This window comes from Mycobacterium sp. TH-M82, from assembly GCF_057473605.1.
Genome location: NZ_JBYCKY010000187.1, coordinates 1 through 11544, shown reverse-complemented (window position 1 = coordinate 11544; position 11544 = coordinate 1). Strand labels below are relative to the sequence as shown.

The following is an 11544-nucleotide window of genomic DNA, read 5'->3' as shown; positions in this document are numbered from 1 at the left end:
GGCGTTGCAGCGCCTGGTGGATGCGACGCAGGCGATCGCCGCCGACTTCAAGACCAACATCACCGACTTCACCGACATCATCGAGCACTCGGGACCGATCCTGAACAGCCAGGTCGACTCGGGTGACGCGATCGGGCGCTGGGCGCGCAACCTGAACACGCTGGCCGCGCAGTCCGCCGAGAAGGACCAGGCCGTCAAAGGCATCCTGCGCCAAGCCGCCCCGACCGCCGACGAGTTGAACGGGACACTCAGCGATGTGCGCGAAACGCTGCCGCAGACGCTGGAGAACACCGTGATCGTGACCGACATGCTCAAGCGCTACCACCGCAACGGCGAACAACTGCTGGTGTTCGTGCCGCAGCTCGCTTCGATCCTGCAGACGATCACCGCGGTGTTTCCCGACCGGGGCGCGCTGGACATCCCGGGCGGGCTATTCAACCCACCGCCACCCTGTCTGACCGGTTATATGCCGGCATCGCAGTGGCGGGCATTCGCCGACACCAGCCCGGCCGAGCTGGTGGACTCCTACTGTGCGATCCCGCAGGACACCCAGGGCCAGGCCGTGCGCGGAGTGCGCAATATCCCGTGCGTCGACGTGCCCGGCAAACGCGCGCCGACGCCCCGTGACTGCCGCAGCGACAAACCCTATATCCCGCTCGGCACCAACCCCTGGTATGGCGAGCCCAACCAGATCCGCAACTGCCCGGCGCCGGGCGCGCGCTGCGATCAGCCGGTGGAGCCGGGCCACGTGATCCAGGCGCCGTCGGTCAACACCGGCCTCAACCCGCTGCCCGCCGATAGGGTCGCACCGACGCCGCCGCCGCTCAACGACCCGCTGCAGCGGCCCGGCTCCGGGACCGTCCAGTGCAACGGCCAGCAGCCCAATCCGTGCGTCTACACTCCGAGCGGGGCGCCCGCAGCGATCTACCGTACGCAGAGCGAAGAGCTGATGGGTCCAGACGGCGTCACGTTCTCCGTCGACGACTCGAGCAACACAGGAGACAACGGATGGAAGGACATGCTGGCGCCGACCAGCTGAACACCTCCGCTGCCGATGACGCGTCACCGCCCGGGAATCTCGGCCGGCCACCAGACGACGGGGCTGACGACACCGCCTCGCCCGCCGCGGAGCCGGTATCGGCGGTAGCCGAGGAAGCTCCCTCAGCTGGCCCGTCCCGGCTCGGCGGCGGCTGGGTGCGGGGCATCTGTGCCGCGCTGCTGGTGCTGACCGCCGGTGTGGGGACGGGCGGCTACTGCGCGTTGCGCTCCGACAACGAAATCCGGGCCATCGCCCGTGACAACGCCACGGCGGTCGCGGCCGCCAAGGATTGCGTCACCGCCACCCAGGTGCCCGACACCGCCGCTCTGCCCGCTGCGCAACGGAAGATCCTCGAATGTGCCACCGGCGCCTTCGCTGCGCAGAACGCGGTGTACGCCACGATGCTCGAGCAGGCCTACCAGGCCGCCGATGCCCACGTTCAGGTGGCTGAGATGCGAACAGCGGTCGAACGCGACAACCCCGACGGTTCGGTCGACCTGTTGGTGGCACTGCGCGTCAAGATCGACAGCATCATGGAGCACGGGCAACTCTACGGATACCGGATGCGGGTGAAGATGGCACGCGACGCCGGCCAGTACAAGATCGCCAACCTCGACCTGGTGACGAAGTGACGGCGGTGGTCGACGACACCGAGACCACCGCGGCAGTCGACGAGACACCGGTTCCGGTGACCCTACTGGCGCCCTGGAGGGTTCGCGCCGCGGCGTTCGCCGTCGACACCCTGCCGGGCGTCGCCGTGGTGACCACGACGGCGTTGGCCGCCTTGAGTGTGCCGCTGCGCGGCGGGTGGTGGTGGTCGTGTGTTTCGATCGCCGGGCTTGCGATAGCCCTGACCGCCGCCAACCGCGCATTGCTGCCGACCATCACCGGGTGGAGCCTTGGCCGCGCAGTCTTCGGCATCGCGGTACAGCCGAACAACGGCGCCCCGATCGGGTCCGTCGGGCTGGTCGGGCCGTGGCGGCTGCTGCTGCGCGACCTGGCGCACCTGCTCGACACCGCCTCGGTGTTGGTGGGCTGGCTGTGGCCGTTCTGGGACGAGCAGCGGCGCACCTTTGCCGACATGCTGGCGCGCACACAGGTGCGACGGGTCGCGCCCACCCGGCCGCCACGAAACGCAGCTGTTCGCGCCGCGGTGGTTTCCCTGATTGCTGCGTTGCTGTGCATTGCGGGTGCGGTGATGAGCTATCTGGTGGTCTACCAACATGATCGGACGATCGACCAAACCCGCGCGGAGATCGCAGGACGGGGACCCAAGATCGTCGAGCAGATGCTGACCTACAACCCGAAGTCGTTGCAGGACGATTTCGCGCACGCCCGGTCGCTGGTGACCGACAGATACCGCGAACGGCTGGAAGCCGAGCAGCAGGCGGTCGAGAAGACGAAACCCGTGGCCAACGAGTACTGGGCGGTCAATAGCTCCGTCTTGTCGGTGGCGCCACGCGACGCCACGATGCTGGTGTTCCTGCAGGGCGAGCGCGGTGATCCGGGTAAGGAACGGCCCATCAGCGCGACGGTGCGGGTGAGCTTTGTCAAGTCCGCGACCGCACAGTGGCTCCTCGACGACCTCACCGTGGTGACCAAGCCGCCACCCGCCGAGGATGGCAATTGAGTCCGCGCCGCCGGGTTCAACCGGACGAAACGCCACTGTTCGAGGCGAAAACCGTTGCGCCGGGACGGCCGTGGCGGCTGCAGCGGCTGCCGGTCATGTTCGTCGTCGCCGGATTGGTCATGACAGAGGCGATCACCGCGGCCGCCCTGACGTTGATCTCACATGAGTCGCACCGACGGGCAGCGATGAGAGACGTTGCGGTGCTCGGCGAAGTCCGCTCTTTCATGACATTGTTCACCTCGCCGGATCCCTTTCACGTCAACGACTACGTGGCCGGGGTGCTTGCTCACGCTACCGGTGAATTCGCGAAACAATACCAGGATAATGCGAATTGGATCCTGCTCCAGGTGGCCAGGCAGGAGCCGGGAACCGGCAGGGTTCTCGACGCCGGCGTGGAGCGATGGAACGACGACGGCAGTGCCGACGTACTGGTGGCCACCGACGTGACCACCACCTCGGCTGACGGCAAGAATGCCGTCGACATCGCCTATCGCTGGGTGGTGACGGCCAGGCAGGAAGGGGACCAGTGGAAGATCAGCAATCTCGCCCAGGTGATCTGAAGGATGAGGCCGACAAGGCCGACAAGGCCGACAAGGCCGACAAGGCCGACAAGGCCGACAAGGCAAGCGTCGATCCTCTGCCCGACGCTGTCGCTGAAGCCGCAGCCGGCGAAGCGACAGCGGAAGATGCTGCGCAAGCCGGTGATGCAGCCCGCCCGGTGAAACGGTGGATCGGCCGGCGGCCCGCCGTCGCGGTGGGTGTGTCTGCCGCGCTGTTCGTCGGCGCCGCGGCGTTTGCGGGTTCCACAGTGCAGCCGTATCTGGCTGACCGGGCGCAGGTAGCGATCAAGACGGAGGTCGCCCGGACTGCGGTCAGTGCGATCGCCACGCTGTGGAACTACACGCCGGAGAACATGGACACGCTGGTCGATCGTGCGGCGGTCTACCTCAGTGGCGACCTCGAAGCCGACTACCGCAAATTCATCGATGCGATCGCGGAGACCAACAAGCAGGCGAAGGTCACCGACAGCACGCAGGTTACCGCCGCGGCCGTGGAATCACTGGACGGCCGCGAGGCGACCGTGCTGCTGTACACCAACACCTCGGCGACCAGCGAGCTGAAGGGGGCCGTCCCCTCGCTGAAATACCTCTCCTACCGGCTGTCCATGCGGCGCGACCACCACCGGTGGGTGATCACCAGAATGCCGACGGTGACCTCGCTGGATCTGACTCCCCGGGTGTAGGGATCGCCAACCGAAGCCGCTCGATCCCCAGGGGAGCCATGTGGCATCCCAGACACATTCCTGGCGTCTTGCCGGTGGATCGCCGCGGCAATCGCGAGCTTTGAGTATTTTCATACGGTGGCTCCGTCTCCCAGGTCTCCCAGGTCTCCCAGGTCCCCGGACCCGAAGCCCGTCCCAGCGCAGTACCTGTTGTCGCCCGATGCGCCCGACCCGCGCACCCTTATCGACATTCTCAACCACACCGCCGCACGCTACCCGGACGCCGCGGCGATCGACGACGGCGCCGTACAGCTGACCTACAGCGAGCTGATCGCCGACATCGAGGCCGGCGCGGCCTGGCTGGCCGCGCGCGGCATCGGCCGTGGCGACCGGATCGGCATCCGGATGCCGTCGGGCAGCTATGCGCTCTATGAGGCGATCCTTTCGGCGCTGGCCACCGGTGCGGCCTATGTGCCGGTCGACGCCGACGACCCCGACGAACGTGCCGAGCTGGTGTTCCGTGCGGCCGGCGTTGCTGCGGCCATCACCGAAACGGGCTTGCGACGAGGCCCCGGCTCGTCCCGCGGCTGGCAGGCCGCGACGCCGCTGCTACGCGACGACGCGTGGATCATCTTCACGTCCGGATCGACTGGCACGCCGAAGGGCGTGGCCGTCACACACCGCAGTGCCGCCGCATTCGTCGACGCCGAGGCGCAGACGTTTTTGCAGGACAACCCGATTGGTCCAGGTGACCGGGTGCTGGCCGGACTGTCGGTGGCTTTCGACGCGTCGTGCGAGGAGATGTGGCTGGCCTGGCGCCACGGCGCCTGCCTGGTCCCGGCGCCGCGATCGCTGGTGCGCAGCGGGATGGACCTCGGCCCGTGGCTGGTCACCCGCGATGTGACCGTGGTCTCGACGGTGCCCGCGCTGGCGTCGCTGTGGCCCGCCGAGGCACTCGAAGCGGTGCGGCTGTTGATCTTCGGCGGAGAGGCCTGCCCTCCGGAGCTGGCCGAGCGGCTCGCTGTCGACGGCCGGGAGGTGTGGAATACCTATGGCCCGACCGAGGCCACCGTGGTCGCGTGCGCCGCCAAGCTCGAAGGCGGGGACCCAATCAGCATCGGGCTGCCGCTGCCGGGCTGGGACCTGGCCGTCGTCGATAACGACGGCCGGCCGGTCGGCTATGGAGACAGCGGCGAGCTGATGATCGGCGGTGTGGGGCTGGCCCGCTACCTGGACAAGGACAAAGACGCCGAGAAGTACGCCGCGCTGCCGACGCTGGGCTGGCGGCGCGCATATCGCAGCGGCGATCTCGTCCGGTTGGAACGCGACGGGCTGTATTTCTGCGGACGCACCGATGACCAGGTCAAGGTCGGGGGCCGCCGCATCGAGCTCGGCGAGGTCGACGCCGCGCTGGTCCACTTGCCCGGGGTCAGCGGCGGCGCGGCCGCGGTCCGTCGTAGCAGCACCGGCACGCCGGTGCTGGTCGGCTACGTCGTCAGCGCGGCTCCGTCGTTCGACATCGACCAGGCCCGCGGCCGGCTCGCCGAACAGCTGCCCGCCGCGCTGGTGCCACGGCTGGTTCGCGTCGAGGAGCTGCCCACCCGCACGTCGGGCAAGGTCGACCGGGATGCGCTGCCGTGGCCGCCGCCCGGTTCGGATAATTCGGACGTCGATGAAACGCCCGACCTGGGCGGCACGACCGCGCGGCTGGCCGAGCGGTGGCGGGATCTGTTGGGGGCCGTGGTCGACGGTCCGGAGGCCGACTTCTTCGCGCTTGGCGGTGGCTCGCTGGCGGCCGCGCAGCTGGTGGCCGCGCTGCGGCAGCAGTATCCGCGGATCACCGTCGCCGACCTCTACGATCACCCTCGGCTGGGCTCGTTCGCCGGGTTCCTCGACGAGCTCGAGCCCCCGCCGCAGGTCACTGAGCGGGTGGTGCAACCCACCCCGTGGTTGACTCAGCTGGCCCAGACCGTGTTGTCGGTGCCGTTGGCGACGCTGGCGGCTTTGCCGTGGCTGACCTGGCTGGCGCTGGGTAACAACGTCGCGCACGCAATACATCTGGTGCCGTGGACTGTTGGGGTGAGTTGGTGGCTGGTTGCGGCGGCGTTCGTTCTGTTCGTCACGCCGGTGGGGCGAATGGGTATCACGGTGCTGTTCGCGCGCATCTTATTGCGGAAGGTGCAGCCCGGCACCTACCCCCGCGGCGGGTCGCTGCACCTGCGCGTGTGGTTCGTCGAACGGCTGGCCGAGACCAGCGGCGCCGAGAACCTGGCCGGAGCGCCGTGGTTGGTGTATTACGCCCGCGCACTGGGCGCCACTATCGGCAGCGGTGTCGATCTGCATTCCATCCCGCCGGTCACCGGGCTGTTGACGCTCGGGCACCGCAGCGCGGTCGAACCCGAGGTGGACCTGTGCGGGCACTGGATCGACGGGGACGCGTTCCACGTCGGTGCGATCACGATCGGCAACGACGCGACGATCGCCGCCCGGACCACGCTGCTGCCGGGCGCGGTCGTCGGCAAGAACGCCAACGTGGCACCGGGCTCGGGTGTGACCGGCAAGATCAAGAACGGTCAGTATTGGCAGGGCTCGCCCGCGGTGAAGTCCGGCAAGGCCCGCCACCCGTGGCCCGAGCAACGGCCAGCACGCAAAAGCCACTGGGTTCTCGTGTACGGGCTGACGTCGCTGCTGCTCGCCGGTCTGCCGCTGGTCGCGGTGGCGGCCGGCATTGCGGTGATCGCAGGGGCCGTGCGCCACACTGGCCGTTTGTCGCAGGCTGTGCTGCCCACGCTGCTGTGGACACCCGTCGCGAGTTTGGCCGGCCTCATGGCGTACACGCTGCTGACGGTGGTGGCGGTGCGGGGGCTGTCGATGGGGTTGCGCGAGGGCTACCACCCCGTGCGCAGCCGCGCCGGCTGGCGGCTGTGGGCGACCGAACGGCTCATGGACGCCGCGCGCGATTACCTGTTCCCGGTGTATGCCAGCATGCTGACGCCGCTGTGGCTGCGGCTGCTCGGCGCCAACGTCGGCCGAGGCACCGAGATCTCCACGGCGTTGCTGATCCCCAAGTTTGCCGTGATCGACGATGGCGCGTTCCTGGCCGACGACACCATGGTGGCGTGCTACGAACTCGGCGGCGGCTGGATATACGCGGCCAAGGCCACGGTCGGCCGGCGGGCGTTTCTCGGCAACTCAGGCATCACCCAGCCGGGCCGCCGCGTCCCGGAGGACGGACTGGTCGCCGTGCTGTCGGCGACGCCTCCCAAAGCCATGCGCGGTTCGTCCTGGCTGGGCAGCCCTCCGATGCGGCTGCGACGGCGCCCCGCCGAGGCCGCCGAGGAAACCACCTATAACCCGCCGCCGCGGTTGAAAGCGATGCGTGCCGTCGTGGAAACATGCCGACTGCTGCCGGTATTCGCGACGGTCGCGATCGCGCTGGCGGTGCTGGGCGCACTGCAATGGCTCGCAAGGACATTCGGCATCTGGTGGGCGGCGCTGGGCGGCGGGCTGGTGATACTGGCTGCGGGCGCGATCGCGGGCGTTGTCACGGTTGCCGCGAAATGGCTTCTGGTCGGCCGGATCAGGCCCGGCGAATCTCCGCTGTGGTCGCCGTTTGTCTGGCGTAACGAGGTCGCCGATACCTTCGTCGAAATCGTCGCGGCGCCATGGTTCGCGCGCGCGGCCGACGGCACACCGGTAATGAATCTATGGCTACGGGCGTTGGGCGCCCACGTCGGCCGCGGCGTGTGGTGTGAAACCTATTGGCTGCCCGAGGCGGACCTGGTCACGCTTGGCAAGGGTTCCACCGTCAACCGCGGCTGTGTAGTGCAGACACATCTTTTCCATGACCGGATCATGCAGATGGACACCGTCGTCCTCGAGCCCGGGGCGACCTTGGGCCCGCATTGCGTCGCGCTGCCCGCGGCACGGCTGGGCGCCGGCGCGACTGCCGGTCCCGCGTCATTGGTGGTGCGCGGCGACGAAGTGCCTGCATCGACACGCTGGCAGGGCAATCCGATCAGGCCGTGCAACCTCGACCGTAAGTCCAGCGCCAAGAACACGCCCGTGAGCGGCGCGCGGGATGCCGTAGCGTGAAAGCTTCCGACAGGCCGGCCAAGGCGGTTCCCAAGAAAGCCGAATCCGCGGTCATCGACCCGTACCTGCCGAATAACGGCAACGCTGGTTACTGGGTGTCGCGCTATGAATTGGACCTACAGTACCGGGTCGCGGTGAATCGGCTGTCGGGTTGGGCCACGGTCACCGCGGTGACGCTCACGGAGTTGCAGCAGCTGACGCTGGATCTGTCGAATGTCTTGACAGTGTCGAAGGTTTCGGTGAATGGCAAGCCTGTCGCCCAATTCGCTTGTCGCGGTGGGAAGTTGCGTATCCGGCTGGCATCGAAGCTCGCGACCGGCGTGGCGCTGTCGATTGTGGTGCGCTACGGCGGTTCACCGAGGCCGATTCAATCGCTGTGGGGCGACGTCGGCTTCGAAGAGCTGGCGAACGGTGTGCTTGTCGCCGGGCAACCCAACGGTGCCGCATCGTGGTTCCCGTGCAACGACCACCCCGGCGCCAAAGCCGCCTACCGTATTCAGATCAGCACCGAAAGCCGGTACCGGGTGATTGCCAACGGCAAATTGGTGGCGCGACGGGTCGGGGCATCGCGGACCGTGTGGACCTACGAACAACCCGAACCGACATCGACCTATCTCGTCACCCTGCAGATCGGCACATACGAGATGATGCGGCTGGCTGGGGCCCCGGTTCTTATCCAGGCGGCACTGCCGGAGCGGCTGCGCCGCGACTTCGAACACGACTTCGCCCGCCAGCCCGAGATGATGAATCTGTTCGTCGAGTTGTTCGGACCGTATCCGTTGGCGAACGGATACACGGTTGTTGTCACCGACGATCCGCTTGAGATACCGCTTGAAGCACAGGGCATTTCGATCTTCGGAGCTAATCATTGCGATGGCAGCCGGGGTTACGAGGGCTTCATCGCCCACGAACTAGCGCACCAGTGGTTCGGCAACTCGGTGACCGCGCGACGTTGGTGCGACATCTGGCTACACGAGGGATTCGCATGCTACGCGGAGTGGCTGTGGTCCGAACACAGCGGCGGGCCGAGCGCCGACGAGCTGGCCCGTCGCTACCACGAGCAGCTGGGCGAGAAGCCACAAGACCTGCTGCTCACCGATCCCGGACCACGAGATATGTTCGACGACCGCGTTTACAAGCGTGGTGCGTTGGCTCTGCACGCGCTGCGCGATCTGCTAGGCGATGAAAAGTTCTTCGCGCTGCTCAAGGATTGGACGACCCGGCACCGCCATGGCACGGTCGCCACCGATGACTTCACCGGCCTGGCCGCCAACTACTCCGAGAAGTCGCTGCGGCCATTGTGGGATGCATGGCTGTACTCGACGGAAGTGCCATAACCGACAAGCGGCGGTTTTCGGCGTTACACGTTAGCGTTCAGCCAGGCCGTCGGCAATGTCGCGGTGTTCGGGCAGTCTAGTGTTCATTTAATTGAAGGCCAGCCAACTGGGCAGCGCGCGCTCGTGCGAATCGCAGAGCACCTGACGGGTGTCGCACGACCCCTTGGGCGTACCCGCACCGGCCCACATGCCGCCTGTGTCGCGGCGCAGCACGATCGCCGACGAGCCGCCGCCGTCCAGCAGGACCGCGGTGTCGCTGCCCAGGCCACGGAAGAGATCCTGCATGTTGTCCGGGGTGTAGTTGCCGCCCTCGAAGACGTACATCTCATCTTTGGGTCTCGAGTAGGCGATCGCGGTTCGGGCCGCGCTGGGCCCACCGTCATTGAGCTGGCCGGTGTTTCCCGGCGACAACAGCCCGAGTCCGCTCACCGCGACAAATCGTTCACCCTTGTCCACCAGTCCGCCGACGACGGGCCCGGCAGCGTCGTAGTCGCCACCGTCGCGACCTCCCTTGGGCCACACCACATATGGTGCACCGTGGCTCGGCAGGATCATAGTGGCCAGCGTGGACCAGTGCTCGCTGCCGCCGGAGAGCCCCTGCTTGCCGGCGTAGGCAACGGTTCCGGTGACCGCCTCGTTGGCCCGGCCCTGCCCGCGGGTGTTGTCCACGTAGGCGCCCAGGGGGGAGCTGCACCCGGTAGACCGCCACGAGCCACCCTTCTGGCCGCGCACGTCGAAGAAGTTGGCATTGATCGCGATGGTCGGCTGTCCCAGCACCTGCCAGGCCTGCAGCGGGGGATAGACCTCCGAAGCCTGCCACAGTCCCTCGCCGGTGCGAGCCCGCGGGTCGCCTTCACACCGTGCCTGGTAACCGGCGTGACTGTCTACCAGCAGGTGCGGCGAAAGCCGTTGCGACGCAGCCTTGATGATCATCAGATGCCCGCCGTTGTTCATTTCATACCAGCCGCCGTCGGCGTTGAGCATGGGGGCGGGGTGCCCGGCGCCGAAGTTGTAGACCAGATACGAACCGCGGGTGGTGGCGATCGCGTTAGCCAGCAGGTCGCGGCCGTCGGCGGCCCGCGCCACGGGCTGTCCGGAACTGATTGCCGACATCAGGCACAGCACCATCGTCGCGCAGCCGGCCGCCAGGCGGCGGGGAGCTGCGGCCAGACGGCTACGTGGGTGTGCCGGGTATGCCACGATTGCCCTTTCGGCGCTCAGGTCGATACGCCAAATACTAACGATGGCAAGGCCGGTAACGCCGTCAACTTATGTCACGGGTCGGCTGCGGTTCGATTCCGGTGCAATGACATTCCCTCGCTTGGGCTTTGCGGCCGGCTAACCCGCTACGAGGTTTTGTAGGGCACCCCGATCGTCAGGCCGCCGTCCACGACGAAGTCCGCTCCGGTGGAGTAGGAAGACTCATCGGAGGCCAGATAGAGCACGCAAGCGGACACCTCGGCGGGCCGGGCGCCCCGGCCGAGCGGAATCTGCAGGACATCATCGGGGATGCCGATCGTCATCCGGGTCCGGACCAGGCCGGGCAGCACCGTATTCACCCGGATGTTGTGCGCGGCCAGCTCAAGTGCGGCCGCCTTGGCCAGTCCCCGCACCGCAAACTTCGACGCCACGTAGCCGTACAGGCCGGGGCTGCCCCGCACGCCCTCGATCGACGAGATGTTGATGATCGACCCGCCGCCGGCCTCGATCATCGGCGCCACGCCGGCCTGCATGCCCAGGAATGTCCCGGTCAGGTTGATGTCGATGATTTTCTGCCAAGCGGCCAGCGCAAGGTCTCGCAGCGCGTTGCCACTGGCGATGCCGGCGTTGTTGACCAGCACGTTGAGCTTGCCGAAGGAGTCGACGGTGGTCTTGACGGCGGCCTGCCACTGATCGGGCTGGGTGACGTCGAGGTGGATGAAGCGGGCGGCTTCGCCCAGCTCCTCGGCGAGCTTGTCGCCTTCGTCGTCGAGGATGTCCCCGACGACGACCTTGGCGCCCTCGGCGACCAGTGCCCGGGCATGTGCGGCGCCCATCCCGCGAGCGCCACCGCTGATCAGTGCAACTTTGTCATCGACTCGTCCCATGGCCGGTGAGGCTACCCGACGCAACCCGAAGCTACCCGAGCCCGGTGCGGCACCGTACGCTGCCCTGATGGCCACCACCCGCGTCGAACGGGCCTTCGACGGCGTCGGTGGTGTGCGCATCGTCTACGACGCCT

At 67.5% G+C, this 11544-nt stretch carries 9 protein-coding genes; 7 read left to right on the top strand and 2 right to left on the bottom strand.

Going from position 1 to position 11544, the window contains the following annotated elements:
- The 7 genes from AC2VON_RS05615 to AC2VON_RS05585 form a co-directional block, all read left to right on the top strand.
- On the top strand, positions 1-1039 hold a 1039-nt coding region (locus tag AC2VON_RS05615), incomplete at its 5' end, for an Mce/MlaD family protein (protein WP_486952051.1).
- Entirely contained in the window at positions 1009-1671 is a 663-nt protein-coding gene (locus tag AC2VON_RS05610; RefSeq protein WP_486952050.1) for a hypothetical protein, read from the top strand. The genes AC2VON_RS05615 and AC2VON_RS05610, both read left to right, overlap by 31 nt.
- Positions 1668-2669, top strand: coding sequence for an RDD family protein (locus tag AC2VON_RS05605; RefSeq protein ID WP_486952049.1), 1002 nt, complete (start codon positions 1668-1670; stop codon positions 2667-2669). The genes AC2VON_RS05610 and AC2VON_RS05605 overlap by 4 nt, the downstream gene beginning before the upstream one ends.
- Positions 2666-3229 carry a mammalian cell entry protein gene (locus tag AC2VON_RS05600; protein WP_486952048.1) on the top strand — a complete coding sequence of 188 codons (564 nt, stop codon included), beginning with the start codon at positions 2666-2668 and terminating at the stop codon, positions 3227-3229. The genes AC2VON_RS05605 and AC2VON_RS05600 overlap by 4 nt, the downstream gene beginning before the upstream one ends.
- Complete coding sequence (locus AC2VON_RS05595) at positions 3196-3912, top strand: mammalian cell entry protein (protein WP_486952047.1); 717 nt, start codon at positions 3196-3198, stop codon at positions 3910-3912. The genes AC2VON_RS05600 and AC2VON_RS05595 overlap by 34 nt, the downstream gene beginning before the upstream one ends.
- 117 nt (positions 3913-4029) lie before the next feature.
- A complete protein-coding gene (locus AC2VON_RS05590; protein ID WP_486952046.1) occupies positions 4030-7986 on the top strand; it encodes a Pls/PosA family non-ribosomal peptide synthetase in 3957 nt (1318 codons plus the stop codon).
- Positions 7983-9323 (top strand): M1 family metallopeptidase, encoded by a 1341-nt coding sequence (locus tag AC2VON_RS05585; protein ID WP_486952045.1) that lies wholly within the window; start codon positions 7983-7985, stop codon positions 9321-9323. The genes AC2VON_RS05590 and AC2VON_RS05585 overlap by 4 nt, the downstream gene beginning before the upstream one ends.
- A gap of 87 nt (positions 9324-9410) precedes the next feature.
- Here the strand turns inward: AC2VON_RS05585 and AC2VON_RS05580 are convergent, their stop codons facing one another.
- Entirely contained in the window at positions 9411-10451 is a 1041-nt protein-coding gene (locus tag AC2VON_RS05580) for a phosphodiester glycosidase family protein (protein WP_486952052.1), read from the bottom strand.
- Between the two features lie 218 nt (positions 10452-10669).
- On the bottom strand, positions 10670-11410 hold the full coding sequence (locus AC2VON_RS05575; protein WP_486952044.1) for a glucose 1-dehydrogenase: 741 nt from the start codon (positions 11408-11410) through the stop codon (positions 10670-10672).
- Positions 11411-11544 lie beyond the last annotated feature (134 nt).

What these genes read in the sequence shown, in the direction of transcription:
- AC2VON_RS05580 (WP_486952052.1), bottom strand. Translation starts at nt 10,451, where the DNA reads ATGGTGCTGTGCCTGATGTCGGCAATCAGTTCCGGACAGCCCGTGGCG.
- AC2VON_RS05610 (WP_486952050.1), top strand. Translation starts at nt 1,009, where the DNA reads ATGGAAGGACATGCTGGCGCCGACCAGCTGAACACCTCCGCTGCCGAT.
- AC2VON_RS05575 (WP_486952044.1), bottom strand. Translation starts at nt 11,410, where the DNA reads ATGGGACGAGTCGATGACAAAGTTGCACTGATCAGCGGTGGCGCTCGC.